Genomic DNA, 18,268 nt, shown 5'->3' on the forward strand with positions numbered 1-18,268 from the left:
GCTGAGCCCTCGAATTAAGCGGCCTTTTCCTTGGCCTTGCGCGGCAGGTGCGCGACAATGTTCTCGATGATGCGCATGCCGGCATTGTGGCCGAGCGTCATGATCGACTCCGGGTGGAACTGCACTGCGGCGATCGGCTCCTTGCGGTGCTCGAAGGCCATGATGATGCCGTCCTCGGTCTCGGCGGTGACGACAAAACCATCGGGCAGCCGCACCGGATCTGCAAAGATCGAATGATAGCGGCCGACCGTCACCTCCTTGGGCAGGCCGGAGAAGATGATGCCCGGCTTCGACACGCGGATGCGCGACGGCTTGCCATGCATCGGGATGTGCAGTTGGCGCAGCTCGCCGCCATAGGCCTCGGCCAGCGCCTGCAGCCCGAGGCAGACGCCGAAGATCGGCAGGTCGCGCGCACGGGCCCGCTTGATGGTGGCGGCGCAGTCGAAGTCCTTCGGCGTGCCGGGGCCGGGCGACAGCACGACCAGGTTTGGCTTCAGCCGGTCGAAGATCTCGTCCGGCACCGGCGTGCGCACCGTCGAGACGTTGGCGCCGGTCTGGCGGAAATAGTTGGCGAGCGTATGGACGAAACTGTCCTCGTGGTCGACCAGCAGGATGTTGACGCCGTCGCCGACACGCGCGGTGCTGCGTTCGGTGCTGGCGGCATTGCCTGATTTGGCGTCGCGGATGGCGGAGAGCATGGCGGATGCCTTCAGTTCGGTTTCGGCTTCTTCTTCCTCGGGAATGCTGTCGAAGAGCAGCGTGGCGCCGGCGCGCACCTCGGCGATGCCGTCCTTGATGCGAATGGTGCGAAGCGTCAGGCCGGTGTTCATGTCACCGTTGAAATTGACCATGCCGATCGCCCCGCCATACCAGGCGCGCGGGCTCTTCTCGTTCTGCTCGATGAAGCGCATGGCCCATAATTTCGGCGCGCCGGTGACGGTGACCGCCCAGGCATGCGACAGAAAGGCGTCGAAGGCGTCCATGCCTTCGCGCAGCCGCCCCTCGATGTGGTCGACGGTGTGGATCAGGCGGGAGTACATTTCGATCTGGCGGCGGCCGATGACGCGCACCGAGCCCGGCTCGCAGACCCTCGACTTGTCGTTGCGGTCGACGTCCGAGCACATGGTGAGTTCGGATTCGTCCTTCTTCGAATTGAGCAGCTTCAGGATCTGCTCGCTGTCGGAGATGGCGTCGTCGCCGCGCTTGATGGTACCGGAGATCGGGCAGGTCTCGACGCGGCGGCCGTTGACGCGCACGAACATTTCCGGCGAGGCGCCGATCAGATATTCGCCCTCGCCGAGATTGATGAAGAAGGAATAGGGCGAAGGGTTGATGCTCTTCAGCTTGCGGGAAATCTCGGAGGGCTGGGTTTCGCAGCGTTCGTAGAACATCTGCCCCGGCACCACTTCGAACAGGTCGCCGCGCTCGAAGCTCTTCATCGCCTTGCGCACCAGCTTGGCATATTCGCCGGGCTCGTGGTCGCCGCGCGGCGGGATGCGGTCGGCGGTCCTGAACGGCTCGACGATTTCGTCGCGCGGCAGGCCTTCGGTCGAGAAGCCATCGCCGGAATAGTCGTAGCGGTCGGTCCAGGCCTTGGTCGAATAATGGTCGACGACGAGGATCTCGTCGGGCAGGAACAGCACGAGGTCGCGCTGGCTTGGCTTGCGCTCGAGCTTGTAGTCGACCGGATCGAACTGGAAGGCGAGATCGTAGCCGAAGGCGCCATAGAGGCCGAGATTGGCGTCTTCCTCGGTCTTGAACAAAGCGGTGATGGCGCGCAGCACGGTGAAGACGGAGGGAACGCGGCTGCGTTCCTCTTCGGTGAAGACACGGCCGGGCCTGGCGACCTCGAGGCGGATGAGTTTATTCGACGTCTCGGCGATCGTGACATCGTCAAGGCCGGCAAGCACCGTGCCGATCACCGGCAAAAGCACCTCGCCGCGGCGGTTCAGCGCCTCGATGCGCATGGCGCGGCCGCGTGCCGAGATCACCAGCGGCGGATCGATGATGGCGGTATCCCAGCGCGTATAGCGGCCAGGATATTCGTAATTCGAGGAGAACACGGCGCCGCGGCGCGAATTCAGGCCATCGACATAGCCGTCGATCGCCCCCTCGTAAGGCCGGTCATGGCGCTGGCGGGTAATCGCCACGCCACCCGCCGTGACGAAGCGCTCGGCGCCATTCTCCAGAATTTTCGTCGTCATTGCCGTCTCCATCAGCGTCTTTGGGGCAACGGACCCGGGAATGGCTTGAAAAAACAAATGGCCGCCCGGACATTCCGCTGCGGCCACCCTCTATTGTCACGCGAACGCGTTCGAACAGGCCGCTGTCAGCGAGCCCACCACCAAATGGTCTTGATCGAACGCATATTCATGGCGAAATCCATAGCCGCGAAAAGCGGTATGCGCAACAGGTTTGAAAGTCTGTGGGGTGGCTGCCGCTTTCGCAACCCATGGCACATGGCCAAGACCGGCAGTCCTGCCTAGACTCTGCATCAAACAGCAGGAAGACGGGAAAACATCAAATGACCCAGCAGTTCGACCGCGCACGGACGTTCCATTCCCTCCATGTCAAGGGAAACCCGATTGTCCTCTACAATGCCTGGGACCCAGGCTCCGCCAAGATCATCGAGAAAGCAGGGGCCAAGGCCATCGCCACCGGAAGCTGGCCGGTCGCGGCCGCTTTCGGATTCGCCGATGGCGAGAAAATCCCGTTGGAACTGGCGCTCGAAAACATCAAACGCATCGTTGCGGCGGTGGATGTGCCGGTAACCATGGACCTCGAGGGGGGTTACGGGGTCGCTCCGGAGGTTGTCGCCCGCAGCGTGACGCTCGCCGTGCAGGCTGGAGCCGTCGGCTTTAATTTCGAGGATCAGATCGTCGGCGGCAGTGGGCTGCACGACATCGCCATACAGGTGAGGCGGATCGAAGCGGCTGCAGCGGCGGTGAAGACGTCGGGTATTCCGGCCTTCATTAACACCCGAACCGACATTTTCCTGAAGACTAAACCGAGTGCGCACGACAAGGCTCTTCTCGATCAGGCGATCGAGCGGGCGCACGCCTACGAAAGGGCCGGAGCGCATGGCTTCTTTGCGCCTGGGCTTGCCGATGAAGGCCTGATCGAGGCGCTCTGCGAGGCAACGGCATTGCCGGTCAACATCATTGCCCTGGCGCATGTGCCGCCGCGCCAGAGGCTTGCCGAACTCGGCGTCGCCCGCGTGAGCCATGGTCCGGTGCCGTACCGGCAGATGGCCGAATGGCTGGAGGCCAAGGCGCGACAGGCGATTTCGGGGTAGCCTGGCGGGGTGCGTCAGTCGTCCAGCGTTCCCGACCTTGCATCGGCGCTCGTCCCGTCGCCGACCAGCTTCAAGAGGTCTTCGCCGGCGCGGATGATGCGGCGGGAACGCCGCGTCAGGATGAGGCCAGCCTGCGGCGCCAACACTTCCGTGCGGCCGTCGGGCTCGCCGGGCGCGTGGACGATGGTGGCAAGGCGCGCACCCTTGGCGACGCGGTCGCCCGGCTTCACGTCGTAAAGGATCGCGCCCGAGCGGGGCGCCGGCATCATCTCGATGTTTTCGAGCGGCGCGACGAGCCCAACGAAGCTGCCAGGCGCGGGCAGCGCCTGGTCCTGGATGACGCCGCGCGCCACCAGCAGCCGGTAGAGCCCTTCGGCATCGGCGCCGGCGTGGGCGCCGTCGACATCGAGTATGCCGCGATATTCGACGGTGGTGGCGACGCGCCGGTCGAGGCACGCGACGTCGGCGGGAACGTTCTGATACGGCATGATCGAGGCGCCTTCGAAGGTGCCGTCGGGGTCTTCGTCCCACAGCATCACCGCATCGACGCCTATGGCCGCTGCACAATCCGCCATGGCCGGCCACAGGCTGGTGTGGACGTAAAGATAGGCGAGGCCCTCATCGTCGCAATGCAGGTCGAGCACGATGTCGTGGCCGATGGAGAGCTGCAGCAGCCGCGTTTTCAGCCGCTGGTCGACCGTGCCGTGCGCCGGCAGCAGCGTGAGGTCGGGCGCGGCGAGCCGCGGAAAGCCGCGATTGAAATTGGTGCGCGTGCCTAGATGAAAGCGGCCCTGATGGTCGCCGTAAAGATATTGCGCGCGGCCGATCGGATTAGCCCAGGGCACGATGGTCATATTGCCGGTGATGCGGCCTTCGGCTTCCGCCTTGCTGAGCATCGGCATCAGCATGTCGATGGCGACGACGCCCGGCAATTCGCCGGCATGAAGTGCCGCCTGCAGATAGACGGAAGGCGCCGTCTTGTCCGTTCCGGCGAAGCGGAAGACGGGGAATTCGTAGGAAACGCCTTCGCTGTCGCCGGCGACGCGTTCGATGGACTTCTGCATGGGATGCCTCCGGGAGAAGAGGCGGAACACATGCCCTTTTGCCGCTGGGCTGTCGATTGGTCCAGCCGGCGCCGCCATGGGCGCACGATTCTACCCGGCCGTCACACCAGCGGCTTGAGTTCCTGGGCGATGGTCGGCAGAAGCTCCGAGACATTCGGGTGGATGTGCACGGCGCGCGCCAGCGTGCTGACCGGCGCCTTGGCATACATCAGGTCGAGCACGCAGTGCACCGCCTCGTCGCCGCCCGGGCCGAGCACCGAACAGCCGAGGATCTCGTTGGTGTCGGCATCGACCAGGATCTTCATGAAGCCTTGCGTCTCACCTTTTTCGACTGCACGGCTGACGCGGGTCATTGGCCGCTGGCCGACCAAGGCGCGGCGGCCGGATTTCCTTACCGCGGCTTCGGTCATGCCGCAGCGGCCGAGTGGTGGGTCGATATAGAGCGCATAGGCCTCGATGCGGTCGCTGACCTTGCGCGGATCGTTGTCGAGCAGGTTGGCGGCGACGATCTCGTAATCGTTGTACGAGGTGTGGGTGAAGGCGCCCTTGCCGTTGCAGTCGCCCATCGCCCAGATGCCGGGCACGCTGGTGCGCAACTGGTCGTCGACGACGATGAAGCCGCGTTTGTCGACCTCGACGCCGGCTTTGTCGAGGCCGAGATCGTCGGTGTTTGGCGTGCGGCCGAGCGCCAGCAGCACATGCGAGCCGACCGCAGCCGCCTTGCCTGGCGAGAAGGTCACGGCGATTTCGTTGCCTCGCCTGGCGAAGCGGATGTCGTCGGCGCCGAGATGGACGGCAATGGCTTCGTTTTCGAGGATCGACAAAATGGCGTCCGAGACATCCTCGTCCTCGCGACCGATCAGACGCGGGCTTTTTTCGATGACCGTGACTTCGGAACCGAAGCGGCGGAACATCTGCGCGAATTCGAGCGAGACATAGCTGCCGCCGACAACGATGAGATGGCGCGGCAGCACGTCGAGATCCATCATCGAGGAATTGGTCAGGTAAGAAATGCCGTCGATGCCGGGCAGGTCGGGCACCGAGGCGCGGCCGCCGGTGTTGAGGAATATCTTTTCGGCGCTCAGCAGATCGTCGCCGACGCGCACCGTGTTGGCGCTTACGAAGCGCGCATGGCCGCGATAGAGCGTGCATTTGTCCATGCCGGCAATCCAGTCTTCGAGATTGCCGCGGGCGTCGTTGGAGACCTTGTCCTTGCGCGCCTTGATCGCCTTGTAGTTTACGCCGACGGGACCGGATAGCGTCACCCCGTAATCCGCGGCGGAGCGGGCGAGATGCGCGGCATAAGCGCTTGCCACCATCGTTTTGGTCGGCGTGCAGCCGGTGTTGACGCAAGTGCCGCCGACCAGCTTTCGCTCGATCAGCGCCACGCTCATGCCGGCCGCATTCAGCCTGCCGGCGAGCGGTGGGCCGGCCTGCCCGGCACCGACGATAATGGCGTCGAATGTCTTTGCCGTCATGCCACCGCCGCCACGATCAGAAGCCCGCCGACGATCGCCACAGCGTCCTCGATGAAGGCGGCCGGCGGGTCCTTGCCGAAGGCGGCGGCCAGGCGTTTACGCGCCTCGGCGCCGCCCAGCGTGCCGATCACCGCGCCAACGGCGCCGGCGATCAGGCCGCCGATGATGGCGCCACCGGTGGCGCCGATCACCGCGCCGGTGAAAGCGCCCAAGACGATACGCGTGCCGAATTGCTGCGGCACCTTGCGGCTCGGCGCCGAGGGCAGCTGGTCGGTGACCAGTTCGGCGATGGCCAGGATGGTGAAGATGCCGACGGCGATCCAGTGGCCCATGAAGCTCGCCCAGGTGTCCGCGACCGGCAACCAGCCAAGCCAGGCGCCCCAGGCGACGGCGGCGGGCGCGGTCATGGCGCGAAGCCCGGCAACGATGCCAATCAGGAGTGCAAAAATGTACAGCATGATTGATCCCCTCGATGGCCGGCTTGGGACAGGTCCGAGAGGGCAAGCTACCATAGGTCCGGTATTTGACCAGAGGTGGTGTCGCCGCCGGCGCTTCCGTTTTTTCACCACTTGTGCTTTGGCAAAGTTGAAACTGGAGTTGCAGCCATGGCCGGAAGCGAACGCATGAAAATGGCGGCGGGCGAGTGGTATTGCTGCCTCGATCCGGAACTGGAGGCGTTGCGCATCACGGCGCGAGACGCGGTGTTCGAGCACAACAGCCTGCCACCCCGGCAGCGTGGCGATATCGGGCCTGGATTGCGGACGCTGCTCGGCGCTGCGGGCGAGGGCGCCCGGATCGAGGCGCAGTTCCACTGCGCCTATGGCTTCAACATCTTTCTCGGCGACCGCGTTTTTCTCAATGCCGGCTGCATCATTCTCGACACGGCGCCAGTGCGCATCGGCAAGGGAACGCTGCTCGGCCCGAATGTGCAGATCTATTGCGCCGAGCACCACAAGGAGGCTGCCGGGCGACGGACAGGGCTGGAGATCGCCAAGCCGGTCGAGATCGGCGACAATGCCTGGATCGGCGGCAGTGCCGTCATCCTCGGCGGAGTCAGGATCGGCGATGGCGCCATCGTCGGCGCCGGTGCTGTGGTGACGCGCGACGTGGCGGCGAACACCACGGTGGTCGGCAATCCGGCACGGGTAATCAGCAACAACTGAGCACCGTGCTTCTGTCGCCGGTCACGTCCTCGTTCTGATGGACATGGGGGCGGCTATGTCACTTGGCCGGAGGTGGATGCAACCGTGTGTCGAGCGCAAACGCCTCCTGGTCTTCATGGCGTATGCCCCTCTGGCGAGGCTCGCGTCGAAGATCAGGTTCCAGCTACGCTGCGATACCGCGCTCGGAATCACCACGAACCGGTGCCGTTGCAGAAGATCGTCGCCAAACGCCTGTTGCCCGGAGCTCGGAATGCCCGGGCGCAACCAGTTGGGGTTGGGCACGGCGGCGGGGTCGACGATATGCACATCCGCGACATCGCTGACGATCGCTGCCGTCATGACATGCGCTATCGTGTCGAGCGCCCTGAAGCCCTTATGAACCGCAACCTCGAGGATCGCAGTCGACGGATCGATCGAGCAGTAGACGGCGCGCACGCCCTTGCTGTTCCAGCGTCCGCCCACCCTGTATGCGCCCTCGCCACTGTCCCATGTAGGCGCAAACGCGGCTTGATCGAGGCGCCATCCGATGAGGTCGGAGCCACCAAGCGCCGCCGGCAGCGGCGTCATGCATAAACGCCATATTCAAGCCGTTCCAGATAGTCTTCTACAAGCTCGATCCCCGCCGGCGTCGCCAGAAGGTCGATTGGACGACGCTGGTCGAGCCCAATCGCCGGGCGCTCCAGCCATTGCTCTGCCTCCGCCTGCGAACCGAACACGTCGGTAGCTTTCGACAGGATCTCCGCGAACTTCCAGGTTCGTCCGCTCTTGTCCTGACTGAGAGGCTTGGACGGAGCATCCTTGCGGCGCTGGTAGGTGCGCAGGCTCATGCCGACGGCCTTCTCCAGCGAATCGGTCTTCTGGATGAAGACGAGTTGCCCGATAAGATGGTCCAGCGCTGAAGCCGGCAGGCCGTGCAGAAGCAACTCGTGGGCATCCAAAGCGCTGCTGAGGCGCCTTGCCAGAATGCGGCTGCCGCCTAGCAATTTCGCTACCTTCTGAAGTTCATTGTTTTTTGCTGCTGGCGCAGCCTTTTCCAATGCCATCGCTACGGCGAGCCCTCTTCGCGTCATCTGTCGCTTTAATATATGACAGATGACGCAAAGCCTTTCAAGCACGACAGGATCTAGAGCAGGGCAATCGCTTCGAGAGAAAAGATAGCCTACTCGGGCCAGCTGGCAGTCCAACGTCGGCACTGAAGCGATTGCCCTGGAATCGAGCGCGAGCCGAATTTCACCTCGGCATGTGCGCCACGCGCTCCTCCTGAGCATTCCTCGAGAATTCGCGCCGGTACTGCGCCGGCGAGGTTCTGAGGCGCGCTGCGAAATGCTGGCGCAGCGAGGTAGCGCTGCCGAAGCCGGCCTCGAACGCAACCGTGTCCATCGATTTTTCCGTTGCTTCCAGCAGCCGTTGCGCCAGCTGGACGCGCTGGTCGGTCAGCCAGTCGCCGAAACTGGTGCCGATCGTTTTCTGGAAACGGCGCGTGAACGTCCGGCGGGTGAGGCCGGCGTGACCGGCAACGCTGTCCAGACAGTGCGGCTCACCCAGGGTTTTGCGCACCGCTTCGAGAGCCTGGGTGAAGCGGTCCGCATTGCCGGTCCTGGCGATGGGACGTTCGATGAATTGCGCCTGCCCGCCCTGCCTGTGCGGAGAAAGCACGATCTGCCGGGCAAGGCGAAGTGCCGCCTCCGCGCCGTAACGAGCCCGTACGACGTGCAGGCAGCAGTCGAGCCCGGCGGCGACGCCGGCGGATGTCACGACATCACCATTGTCGATGTAGAGCACTTCCGGTTCAACGAGAATGTCGGGATAGAGTTCCTGCAGCTGATCCGCGTAGGCCCAGTGCGTCGCCGCTGGCCGCCCCGAAAGCAGTCCGGTCGCCGCAACAGCGAACGTTCCCAAGCACAGTCCGACGATCAGCGCGCCGCGCTCGTGCGCGCCAAGCAACGCGTCGATCAATGCGGCTGGAGGCGAGCTCCCGAGATCCTTCCAGCTTGGCACGATGACGATGTCGGCGTCATCGAGCGCGGAAAGCCCGTGCGGGACGCCGATGGTCAGCCCGGCATCGGTGCGGATCGGCCCGTCCTCAATCGCGCAGACCCGGAAGTCGAAGCGCGGCAGGCCGAGCTCCGTGCGATCCGCGCCGAACACGAGACACGGCACGGAGAGATGAAACGGGCTGATGCCATCGAAGGCGATGGCGGCAACGGCAGGATCGGTCATGGGAGCTCCAGCAACGGGTGAGGCCGATTGTCCCAATTCTTTTGAATAATGTCAATCGGGACACTTTTTGCAATCCGGTGCCGAGGTTATCGTGCACCCATCAATGTCCAACGGGAAAGGAAAACCCCATGTCGCAACCAGCCAAAGGCAAAGCTCCACGCCGCGCCCTCATCGTCATCGATGTTCAAAACGACTATGACGGCGGCAACCTCGCCATCCAGCATCCGCCCTTCCGCGACAGCGTCGTCAATGTGGCGCGAGCGATGGATGCGGCCACCGAGGCAGGCGTCAAGGTGGTGGTCATCAAACAGTTGGCGCCGGAAACCTCACCGGTCTTCGCCAAGGGCAGCCATGGCGCCGAGTTGCACCCGGAAATCGCCAGGCGAAACCGTGACCACTACATCGAAAAGAACTTGCCCAGCGCCTTCACCGGCACAGACCTTGAGGAGTGGCTGCGCGCCAACTCTATCGATACGATCACGGTCATCGGCTACATGACGCACAATTGCGATCTGTCGACGGTCATCCACGCCGTGCATATGGGCTTCGAGGTCGAGTTCCTGTCGGACGCAACGGGGTCATTGCCGTACGCCAACAGCGCCGGCTACGCTTCGGGGGAGGAAATCCATCGCGTCGTGACGATCGTATTGCAGTCGCGCTTCGCGGCCGTTCTCAAAACCGCCGAGTGGATCGATTGCCTGAAGACCGGCGTGGTACCCCAGCACGACACACCCTATGCCTCCAACCAGCACGCGCTGGCGCGAAGCGCGGCGTAGGAGACTGTTGCGAACAGGCAGAAGGACGCCGCAGCGTTGCGGCGCCCTTTGCCGTTCAAGCGTTGATTATCCCTAAAACAGGCCTTCGATCTGGCCCATTTCGTTCAGGAAAATCTTTTCCGAGGATGGCGCTTTGGGCAGGCCGGGCATGGTCATCACCTCGCCGCAGATGATGACGACGAAGCCGGCGCCGGCAGACAGCCTGACCTCGCGCACCGGTACGGTGTGGCCGGTCGGCGCGCCGCGCAGATTCGGATCGGTGGAGAAGGAATATTGCGTCTTGGCCATGCAGACCGGCAAATGACCGTAGCCGGCGTGCTCCCAGGCGTGGAGCTGGTCGCGCACCGATTTGTCGGCGATCGCTTCGGAACCGCGATAGATGCGCTGGACGATGGTGTTGATCTTCTCGAACAGCGGCATGGCGTCGGGATACAGCGGGGCGAATTGCGACGCGCCGGATTCGGCCAATGCCACGACTCTTTTGGCCAGTTCCTCGATACCGGCCGATCCCTGGGCCCAGTGCTTGCACAGGATCGCCTCTTCGCCCATCGAGGCGACGTAGTCCTTCATCGCCTGGATCTCGGCCTCTGTGTCGGAGTAGAAATGATTGATGGCGACCACAGCCGGCACACCGAACTGGCGGATGTTCTCGATGTGGCGGCCGAGATTCGCACATCCCTTCTTGACCGCCTCGACGTTCTCCTTGCCGAGGTCCTCCTTCTTGACGCCGCCATTCATCTTCATGGCGCGAACCGTGGCGACGATGACCGCCGCGGCGGGCCTCAGGCCGGCCTTGCGGCATTTGATGTCGAAGAACTTTTCGGCACCGAGATCGGCGCCGAAACCGGCTTCGGTGACGACGTAGTCGGCAAGCTTCAGCGCCGTCGTCGTGGCAACGACGGAGTTGCAGCCATGCGCGATGTTGGCGAAGGGGCCGCCATGCACGAAGGCCGGGTTGTTCTCCAGCGTCTGCACGAGATTGGGCTGCATGGCGTCCTTCAAGAGTACGGCCATCGCACCGTCGGCCTTGAGGTCGCGGGCATAGACGGCCGACTTGTCGCGACGATAGGCGACGATGATGTCGCCGAGGCGCTTTTCCAGGTCCTTCAGGTCGGTCGACAGGCACAGGATGGCCATGACTTCCGAGGCGACTGTGATGTCGAAACCGGCCTCGCGCGGGAAACCGTTGGCGACGCCGCCGAGCGAACAGATGATCTCGCGCAGCGACCGGTCGTTCATGTCCATGACGCGGCGCCAGACGACACGGCGGGTGTCGATGCCGAGCTCGTTGCCCCAGTAGATGTGGTTGTCGATCAGCGCCGACAGCAGATTATGGGCGGTGGTGATGGCGTGGAAATCGCCGGTGAAGTGGAGGTTCATGTCCTCCATCGGCACAACCTGCGCGTAGCCGCCGCCGGCGGCACCGCCCTTGACGCCGAAATTCGGTCCGAGTGAAGCCTCACGGATGCAGACGATGGCCTTCTTGCCGAGGCGGTTGAGGCCATCGCCCAAGCCCACCGTCGTCGTCGTCTTGCCTTCGCCGGCCGGTGTCGGGTTGATGGCGGTGACGAGGATCAGCTTGCCATCCTTGTTGCCCTTCACCGACTTGATGAACTCGGCCGAGATCTTCGCCTTGTCGTGGCCGTAGGGCAGAAGATGTTCGCTCGGAATGCCAATCTTCTGGCCGATCTCCTGGATCTGCTTCTTCCTGGCGCCGCGCGCGATCTCGATGTCGGACTTCACTTCGGCCATGGACGACTTCCCTCTGAATTGGACGGATTTGACTAGTGTGGTCGCACGAATAGCCCGGCATTGCAGGCGCGGGCATGTTCTACCCCTGTCGCTGCCGCGGCGTCAACTTTCATGCAACTATGTTTCCTGCGAAGAAAATGCCTCTGCGGCCGGCTGCCCTGCTACAGGTTCTTTTCGCGCCGGTTGCCGCGCCGTATAGAAGCCAGAGCAGGCGCGGTTCCGCCGTCTCAAAACAGCCGCGTAATACGCGAAAAGCGACAGAAGCAACGGCGCAAATTCACCAGCGCCGGCTGTGCGGGACGATCCGCTACTGCGTCAGCACGTTGCTGATCTCGACCATGTTCGAGCGCACCCTGAGTATGTAAAACCCCATCGTCGTCAGATGTGTCGGCAATAGCCAGCCGTCCTCGCGGCCATTGGCGATGATGAAGGGCTGGATGCGCAGCGCCGAGACGAATTGCGCGTCCATCGTATCCCACAGGTTCTGCAGGTGCTTTTCCTTGATGACGTCCTCGAAGTCGGCCTGTGCGCCCTTCATCAGCCCGTAATAGGCATAGAGCTGGCCATAGGCGAACCAGAAGCGGTCGTCGGCGCGTGTGTCGAACCAGCCATTATTGTGGTTTTCGGCACGCTCCTTGAGGATCGCCGAGGTCGAACCGATATCGGACGAAATGCGGTCGATATACTGCTTGAGATTGTCGGCGCGGGCATCGAACGTCGCCTGGCAGGCTGCGAGGCGGGCGTTGAAGGAACGCAGCTTGCGCACCGCATCGCGATAGTAGCTCGGCGTCGGCGTCTTGGGCCCGAACGGGTTCAAGCCGAAATACCAGGTTTCCTCATCGAACTGCAGATTGCCGCGGGCGTCCTGCAGGTCGGCGTCGATCTGCGAGGTGGTGCGGACGCGGCCGAGATTGTCGGCAAGCTCGGTCGCCGTGCGCCGCACCGCCTGGTTGATGCCGCGCTGGAACGACGCCTTGTTGTCCATGAACGGCGTGTGGTCCCAGTCGATGCCGAACAGGCCGAGCTTGTAAAGGATCATCGACGACACCCAGGCATTCTGGTTGACGTTGAAGTCGGTCAGGTCGGCCGCAACCTGGGCAATGGCTGAATTTCCGCAGGTCTTGGCCGTGTCGGTGCCGGCGCCGGCGGAAACCTGTTCACCGGCGGAGCTGTTGCGTTTTTCGAACGTGTATTTGTCGACGTAATTCGGGTCGAAATTGTTCCACCACTGGGTGGCGTAGAAGAAATTGACATAGAGGCCGATCAGCACGAGGACAGCCAGGCCGAGCACCGCCTTCAGGATCCAGCCGCGTTGCGTGTACCAGCGCCCCGCCCACAGGAACGGCCACAGGATCGCGCCGATGAGCAGGCCGATGCCGCGGCCAATCCACTGGAAAATCCGGGTGAAGAAATTCACGATCGGATCAAGCATGGCGATGTCACCCCCTCAGTCAGTCAAGCCGTAGAGGCGTGTGCGAAACGCCACCTTGTCCTTCAGATATGTGGTTTTCAGAACGTCCACAACATGCGATCGCCAGGCGTCGCTGAAGCCTTCATAGTCCCTGTAGAAGCCCGGCTTGTTGAAGACGTAACGCGAAACGAAGTCCTGCGGCACGAAGTCCGAGATCAGCTGGTTGGTCAGCCAGGCGTCCGGATGGTCCGGCTTGGCGCGGATGACCAGGAAGCGCTGCTGCGGGAACACGTCCTCGATCTTGAGATGGCCGAGCTGGGCGATCTCGCGCTTGGCGGCGTTGAGGAAGGGAAAATTGCCGTCCCTGGTGATCAGATCGGTATGGCCGTGGATCCAGGTCTGCAGCCAGACCTTGTCGACGTCGGTCAGATTGCGGTCGGGATCGGCGTCGCGGATCAGCGCGCGCACCACCATTTCGGCGCGATGCTCGAGATAACCGGAGGTTTCGATCCATGAGGCGCGCGGCAGCTCGATGCGGCCGGTCGAGGCGAGGAACTTGAACACCTTGTCGGCGTCGTGGATCGAAAGGTAACTCACCTGCCATGGCCGCGAGCGGCGAAAGCCCGGCGCTGCCGGGTCGCTGATCACCGTCGTCACGTCCGGATCGACAAACACATAGAGCCCGCCGAAATGGCTGGTCCAATAGGCATTGTGGCGGAAGATCACCTGGTCCGGCACCAGCGCATTCTCGCGGATGTCGCCGCAGATCTTCGCCAGCTCGACCATGTGGGCCAGCATGGCGTTGTCGCGCCAGGCATCCGGCTCCTGCTTCAGCCGGTCGACCAGCTTGCCGAGTTCGGCGGCCTTGCCGAGCACATCCTCCGCCGACAACACCTTGAACTCGACCTGATTGATCGACAGCAGGTCCTCGATGTCGTCGACCTTGGGGACCGAATCCTCGATCTCGCCGTAGATGACGTCCTTGATCGTCAGCGCATCGATGGCGCGCTGGTTCTTGGACATGAACTCGTACATCAGCAGCGAAGTGTTGGAGAATGCCGTGTGCACCACCGGCAGGTCGATCTGCGACGGCGTCAGGATGATGAAGCGGCGGTTGACCTCGTTCGGATCGAGGTAGCTGTAGTCGCCGCATTCCTCGGCGACTTGCGGCGAGAAGCCAGTGCGATCGATCTCGAAGCTTTTCAGCTTGGTCGGCTTCAAGCCGAACGCGACCATCGCCTTGTTGTAGCGCTGGATCAGATGCGGCTCGTCGATCGTCAGCAGCCGGCCGTAGATCAGCTCGTTGTCGCGCAACAGATCGGGTTTCTTGGCGGGGCTCATGTGCGCGATACCAATGGATCTTGCGCTGGAGGATCGAGCTCCAGCGGTGACGCCCCCCTCTCCCCGTTCTTCACGGGGAGAGGGTAAGGGTGAGGGGCGGCGCGAACGGTCAAGGACATGTCTCTCCATACCCTTTGGCGGCGACAAATCGAAGATCATGCGTTTCGATATGGCGTTCGAGGCGTCCTTCGATCGCAGCCAATATTGTCTCAAGGACTGCTTCCCGGTCCTTCAATACGTCGACGTTCCAAAAGCGCAGCATGGACCAGCCATTCGAGACGATGAAGCGATCCCGGATTCGATCATATTGGCTGCCGACATGCTGACTGCCATCGACTTCGACGACCAGCTGGCAGTCTCTGCAGGCGAAATCGGCGAAGTAAGAGCCTATCGGCAACTGCCGTACGAATTTATGGCCGTTCAGTCTGCGGTCGCGCAACTCCATCCAGAGCGCGGTTTCTGCATCGTTGTCGGATTGACGCAGGCGCCTTGCGCGCTTGGTTATGTCTATTTCTGGTCCACGCATGCGCTGCCCCTCACCCTTACCCTCTCCCCGTGAAGAACGGGGAGAGGGGGGCGTCAGCTTTTGAGCCACGTCTTTCAGCGTTGCTGTGGGAGCTTATGCAGCGCACCAGGGGCAGTGGTATCCGGCGAGAAGAAACCTCACGCATTCCACAGCCCCTTTTTCTTCAACTCCTCGATCTCGCGCACGGCACGCTCCCGCAGACGGGTGTCGCGGATCATCTTGGTCACCGCCGCATCATCGGACTTGTCGGAATAGCGGAACTCGGAATCCGCGTAGCGGTTGATCTCCTGCATGATCATGTCCATCGAGAATGGCCCGCGCAGCTCCTCGATCATCGCTTTCTTGTCGTCGTAACCCTTGTGCATGAAGGCTTCCGGCTTTTCGAACCACTCGTCCGGCAATTCGATGTCCATGGCGCGCATCTTGATGGCATCGGTAACGTTCTTGATGGCGCGGCCGGTAAAGCGCGGCTCGGCATCCTTGATCATATGCAGATAAGTGCCGATGTCGGCCATCGTCTTTGGCGCGCCATTCTCCTTCATGTAGCGCTCATAGACCTTCATCAACCCGTCTTCCTGTGGCTTCTCATGCTCCTCGTAAGCTTCGATCACCGCGCGCTGGATCTCTTGCGCCGCATAGAGCTTGTGGTCGCCGAGCGGGATCTTGTGGTTCTTGCCGGCGAGCAGGACGAAAATGTCGATGTAGTCGTCGCGGCTCTGCGGGCCGTCGACCAGCCAGCGCGCGCCGGCGCGCTGGCGTAGCGCGTCGTCGACGTTTTCGGGATAGTTGGAGAACATGCCGAACGAGCAGTTGCCGCGCACCACGGTCGCCGCACCTCCAAAGGCGTCCATCAGGACGCCGGTGATTTCCTGCTGGCCGGCCGAGGCGCGGTCGTCGGACCGGCGTGCCGCCACCTGGTCGATATCGTCGATGGTGCCGAAGCCGATGACGCGCGGGTTCAGCACATTGTTGATGAACTGGCGGCAGTTCTGGCCCGACTTGCCCTGGTAGGAGGAGATCTGGTCGACGCCGAAATTCTCGTAGGCGAAGGGATAGCCGGCGACCTGGCAATAACCATTGAGAAGACCGGCGATCATCTGGATCAAGGTTGTCTTGCCGGTGCCGGGCGCGCCATCGCCGATAAAAGTGAACAGGAAGCCGCCGAGCTCGACGAACGGGTTCAGCTCGCGCTCGAAATCGTAGGCCATCAGCATCTTGGCAAGCTTGACCGACTGGTATTTGGCGATGTGGTTGCCGACGACCTCTTCCGGTTTTTTGAAGGTCATCACCAGCGGCTTTGCCCGCTTACCCGGCGCGACGTCGAAGCCGTCAAGGGTAAAATCGTCGACGTCGATGCGGATATGCGCGTTCTCGAACGGACCGATGCCGTCGAAGCGGCCCTTTCGCGCCAGCAGCCCGTCGATGGCGACGCGGGCAAAGGCGCGGGCGCGGGTCATCAGATCGGCATCGTCCTTCGAACCTGCTATCGCCCTGTCGAGCCCGGCCACGATCGACTTCACCGCATCCTGTGGCGTGTCGAACAGAAAGTCCGGCTCGGGCGTGTCGTTCGGCGCCTCGCCGTCGCTGTCGATCAGCTGGAACAAATAGGAGGCAAGGCTGAAGGCGGAGATGTAGGCAGAGGCCGACAGCAGCTTCTTGAAGGTGGCAGCTTCATCGCCTTCGAGCGGCGCGCGGGCGTTTTTCGCCTGCAGACTTTCGAGGTCCGAGCCCTCGGCGAAGACATCCGATATGGCCAGCGCTATCGCTGTGCCGCGCCGGGCGCGAAACAACAGCGTGTGCTGCGGGATAGTCAGCAACTGGTCGTCGGAATGGACGGCGGCGACGGTTTTGGAGAGCTCGACCTCGCGCGTGCGGCGCACCGAGCCGACCGAGACGGTAGAGACGAAGCGGCGGTTGGTGCCGGCAAGCGCGGTGCCGGACTCGCGCGATGGGTCCTCCAGCACGACGATGCGAGTGATGAAACTTTGCGCAGTGGCACGGTGCTTTTCAATTGCCGCTTCCGGGATGGTGGTCAGGCCGGTGTCCATGGAGGATGCTCCGCGATTTGATGGTCAGACGTCGCTGATGACCTGCCCTTTGGACAGGATGTGGACCTTGTAGCCCGAAAAGATCTTCTGCGCCTCGCCGGCGGCATAGAGCGCCTGATAGGCCTCGTGCGGAATCAACGCATGGTTCTCATAGCTCGACACGCCTTGCCGCGCGGCCTCGAGATCGTCGGTATTGATGAAGAATTCCTGCGTCGTCTTTTCGCTCGAAAACAGCCCCTTGCGGCCTGGCTTTTCGGCCTTGGAAAAGACCTCCTGGATGGTCCAGGTCAGCAGCCAGGCGTTTTCCGGCTTGCGCACCTTGGCCAGCACTTCGCTCACCGTCGAATTGTTGTCGGTAATCCCTGCAGAATAGAACGGGCCGAGCACGACGCGACGCAGTTGCTTGGGATGCAGCGGCTCGAAATCCTTGTCGAGGTTGACCGCGATGGTCGCCGGCGACAGCGCGTAGGCGGAATTCTTCTCGGTGAAATCGTCGAAACGGTGGGCAAGCTCGGGATTGAGCAAGCCGTCGACCGGCAGCGGAATGTCGACCCTCTCATTAAGTTTGCCACTGGAGTCGACAAGCTGCCGGATCATGTCGTCCGAGGAATCCTCGACCGTCACCATATACACAAGCGGCAGGTTGGCGCTGCCGTCGAAGCAGGCCCAGTGGACCAGATAATAGGGGCGCAACGTCTTCGGATTGACCGACACCTTGACCGTCTGGGCCAGCGTGAACGGGCCGAAGGTGGTCTCGCTCTTGACGTCCTCGAGGTAAAGCCGCTCGGCCATCGACTTCTGCAGCGCTTCGGGAAATTCCTTGTGGCGCAGGATGAAGTCCGCCATTTCCTCGCGCAGCTCATCGGCCAGCGGAAGGTTGGCGAGGCGCGCATCGGCCTGGAGCCGGTCGTTCTCCAACTCGAGCAGGTTCTGGAAGACCGGAAAACCGCTTTCGGCGCGCGAGATGCGGAACGTCTCGGTGAAGCCCAGCCGGTTGCGCCAGCACGAGAACGACTTGTCGAGCCGCGCAATATATTCGGCGACGACCTTGGCGACGATGCCGTGCCGATAGAGCGGCGAGCGATCGTCGCGCATGAACACTTCGAGGCCGCCAAGTGCCGCCGTGATCGCCGAGAAATAGCGCGCCGCAGCTTCGTTTTCGGGGGTCATGCTGCCAGCCCTTGGGAGCAGTGC

Annotated in this window: 15 protein-coding genes and 1 pseudogene; 3 read left to right on the forward strand and 13 right to left on the reverse strand. The window is 62.7% G+C overall.

Annotated elements, in window-relative coordinates:
- Positions 1-14: 14 nt before the first annotated feature.
- A complete protein-coding gene (locus NKI70_RS21745; RefSeq protein ID WP_352568033.1) occupies positions 15-2,204 on the reverse strand; it encodes an anthranilate synthase in 2,190 nt (729 codons plus the stop codon).
- Between the two features lie 320 nt (positions 2,205-2,524).
- Here NKI70_RS21745 and NKI70_RS21750 point away from each other — a divergent pair, with 320 nt between their 5' ends.
- Positions 2,525-3,295 carry an isocitrate lyase/PEP mutase family protein gene (locus NKI70_RS21750; RefSeq protein ID WP_352568032.1) on the forward strand — a complete coding sequence of 257 codons (771 nt, stop codon included), beginning with the start codon at positions 2,525-2,527 and terminating at the stop codon, positions 3,293-3,295.
- A 14-nt stretch (positions 3,296-3,309) separates the two neighbouring features.
- On the opposite strand, the gene NKI70_RS21755 is transcribed toward NKI70_RS21750, so the two are convergent.
- From NKI70_RS21755 to NKI70_RS21765, 3 genes are all read right to left on the reverse strand, one after another.
- Complete coding sequence (locus NKI70_RS21755) at positions 3,310-4,359, reverse strand: M14 family metallopeptidase (RefSeq protein WP_352724893.1); 1,050 nt, start codon at positions 4,357-4,359, stop codon at positions 3,310-3,312.
- A 101-nt stretch (positions 4,360-4,460) separates the two neighbouring features.
- A complete protein-coding gene (locus tag NKI70_RS21760; RefSeq protein WP_352568029.1) occupies positions 4,461-5,837 on the reverse strand; it encodes an FAD-containing oxidoreductase in 1,377 nt (458 codons plus the stop codon).
- On the reverse strand, positions 5,834-6,295 hold the full coding sequence (locus NKI70_RS21765) for a membrane protein (protein ID WP_023679520.1): 462 nt from the start codon (positions 6,293-6,295) through the stop codon (positions 5,834-5,836). The genes NKI70_RS21760 and NKI70_RS21765 overlap by 4 nt, the downstream gene beginning before the upstream one ends.
- Positions 6,296-6,442: 147 nt before the next feature.
- Here NKI70_RS21765 and NKI70_RS21770 point away from each other — a divergent pair, with 147 nt between their 5' ends.
- Positions 6,443-7,000, forward strand: coding sequence for a sugar O-acetyltransferase (locus NKI70_RS21770; protein ID WP_023679519.1), 558 nt, complete (start codon positions 6,443-6,445; stop codon positions 6,998-7,000).
- A 58-nt stretch (positions 7,001-7,058) separates the two neighbouring features.
- Here NKI70_RS21770 and NKI70_RS21775 read toward each other — a convergent pair.
- From NKI70_RS21775 to NKI70_RS21785, 3 genes and pseudogenes are all read right to left on the reverse strand, one after another.
- Positions 7,059-7,567 (reverse strand): annotated as a pseudogene (locus NKI70_RS21775) (RES family NAD+ phosphorylase).
- Positions 7,564-8,043 carry a type II RES/Xre toxin-antitoxin system antitoxin gene (gene parS, locus NKI70_RS21780; protein ID WP_352724894.1) on the reverse strand — a complete coding sequence of 160 codons (480 nt, stop codon included), beginning with the start codon at positions 8,041-8,043 and terminating at the stop codon, positions 7,564-7,566. The pseudogene NKI70_RS21775 and the gene parS overlap by 4 nt, the downstream one beginning before the upstream one ends.
- A 187-nt stretch (positions 8,044-8,230) precedes the next feature.
- Positions 8,231-9,220, reverse strand: a complete 990-nt coding sequence (locus NKI70_RS21785) for a helix-turn-helix domain-containing protein (protein ID WP_352724895.1) — start codon at positions 9,218-9,220, stop codon at positions 8,231-8,233.
- Positions 9,221-9,348: 128 nt separating this feature from the next.
- Here NKI70_RS21785 and NKI70_RS21790 point away from each other — a divergent pair, with 128 nt between their 5' ends.
- Positions 9,349-9,996: a cysteine hydrolase family protein gene (locus tag NKI70_RS21790; RefSeq protein ID WP_352724896.1), complete on the forward strand. Its 648-nt coding sequence runs from the start codon at positions 9,349-9,351 to the stop codon at positions 9,994-9,996.
- Between the two features lie 72 nt (positions 9,997-10,068).
- Here the strand turns inward: NKI70_RS21790 and NKI70_RS21795 are convergent, their stop codons facing one another.
- The 6 genes from NKI70_RS21795 to NKI70_RS21820 all read right to left on the reverse strand — a co-directional run bounded on the left by NKI70_RS21795 (position 10,069) and on the right by NKI70_RS21820 (position 18,244).
- On the reverse strand, positions 10,069-11,748 hold the full coding sequence (locus NKI70_RS21795) for a formate--tetrahydrofolate ligase (RefSeq protein WP_023679514.1): 1,680 nt from the start codon (positions 11,746-11,748) through the stop codon (positions 10,069-10,071).
- A gap of 307 nt (positions 11,749-12,055) precedes the next feature.
- Entirely contained in the window at positions 12,056-13,180 is a 1,125-nt protein-coding gene (locus NKI70_RS21800) for a DUF2333 family protein (RefSeq protein ID WP_023679513.1), read from the reverse strand.
- 15 nt (positions 13,181-13,195) lie between these two features.
- Positions 13,196-14,500, reverse strand: coding sequence for a DUF6638 family protein (locus NKI70_RS21805; RefSeq protein ID WP_352568023.1), 1,305 nt, complete (start codon positions 14,498-14,500; stop codon positions 13,196-13,198).
- A 109-nt stretch (positions 14,501-14,609) separates the two neighbouring features.
- Positions 14,610-15,026, reverse strand: coding sequence for an endonuclease domain-containing protein (locus NKI70_RS21810; RefSeq protein WP_352568022.1), 417 nt, complete (start codon positions 15,024-15,026; stop codon positions 14,610-14,612).
- A gap of 137 nt (positions 15,027-15,163) precedes the next feature.
- On the reverse strand, positions 15,164-17,074 hold the full coding sequence (locus NKI70_RS21815) for an AAA family ATPase (RefSeq protein ID WP_352724897.1): 1,911 nt from the start codon (positions 17,072-17,074) through the stop codon (positions 15,164-15,166).
- Between the two features lie 24 nt (positions 17,075-17,098).
- Entirely contained in the window at positions 17,099-18,244 is a 1,146-nt protein-coding gene (locus tag NKI70_RS21820; protein WP_023679509.1) for a hypothetical protein, read from the reverse strand.
- Positions 18,245-18,268 lie beyond the last annotated feature (24 nt).

The sequence above is a fragment of the Mesorhizobium sp. M0500 genome (genome assembly GCF_040321165.1).
In the GTDB taxonomy this organism is placed as follows: Bacteria; Pseudomonadota; Alphaproteobacteria; order Rhizobiales; family Rhizobiaceae; genus Mesorhizobium.

Bases quoted from the DNA above. Each gene is read 5' to 3' on its own strand.
- parS (WP_352724894.1), bottom strand. From the start codon at position 8,043: ATGGCATTGGAAAAGGCTGCGCCAGCAGCAAAAAACAATGAACTTCAG.
- NKI70_RS21820 (WP_023679509.1), bottom strand. From the start codon at position 18,244: ATGACCCCCGAAAACGAAGCTGCGGCGCGCTATTTCTCGGCGATCACG.
- NKI70_RS21785 (WP_352724895.1), bottom strand. From the start codon at position 9,220: ATGACCGATCCTGCCGTTGCCGCCATCGCCTTCGATGGCATCAGCCCG.
- NKI70_RS21760 (WP_352568029.1), bottom strand. From the start codon at position 5,837: ATGACGGCAAAGACATTCGACGCCATTATCGTCGGTGCCGGGCAGGCC.
- NKI70_RS21800 (WP_023679513.1), bottom strand. From the start codon at position 13,180: ATGCTTGATCCGATCGTGAATTTCTTCACCCGGATTTTCCAGTGGATT.
- NKI70_RS21795 (WP_023679514.1), bottom strand. From the start codon at position 11,748: ATGGCCGAAGTGAAGTCCGACATCGAGATCGCGCGCGGCGCCAGGAAG.
- NKI70_RS21770 (WP_023679519.1), top strand. From the start codon at position 6,443: ATGGCCGGAAGCGAACGCATGAAAATGGCGGCGGGCGAGTGGTATTGC.
- NKI70_RS21810 (WP_352568022.1), bottom strand. From the start codon at position 15,026: ATGCGTGGACCAGAAATAGACATAACCAAGCGCGCAAGGCGCCTGCGT.
- NKI70_RS21815 (WP_352724897.1), bottom strand. From the start codon at position 17,074: ATGGACACCGGCCTGACCACCATCCCGGAAGCGGCAATTGAAAAGCAC.
- NKI70_RS21790 (WP_352724896.1), top strand. From the start codon at position 9,349: ATGTCGCAACCAGCCAAAGGCAAAGCTCCACGCCGCGCCCTCATCGTC.
- NKI70_RS21745 (WP_352568033.1), bottom strand. From the start codon at position 2,204: ATGACGACGAAAATTCTGGAGAATGGCGCCGAGCGCTTCGTCACGGCG.
- NKI70_RS21765 (WP_023679520.1), bottom strand. From the start codon at position 6,295: ATGCTGTACATTTTTGCACTCCTGATTGGCATCGTTGCCGGGCTTCGC.
- NKI70_RS21805 (WP_352568023.1), bottom strand. From the start codon at position 14,500: ATGAGCCCCGCCAAGAAACCCGATCTGTTGCGCGACAACGAGCTGATC.
- NKI70_RS21750 (WP_352568032.1), top strand. From the start codon at position 2,525: ATGACCCAGCAGTTCGACCGCGCACGGACGTTCCATTCCCTCCATGTC.
- NKI70_RS21755 (WP_352724893.1), bottom strand. From the start codon at position 4,359: ATGCAGAAGTCCATCGAACGCGTCGCCGGCGACAGCGAAGGCGTTTCC.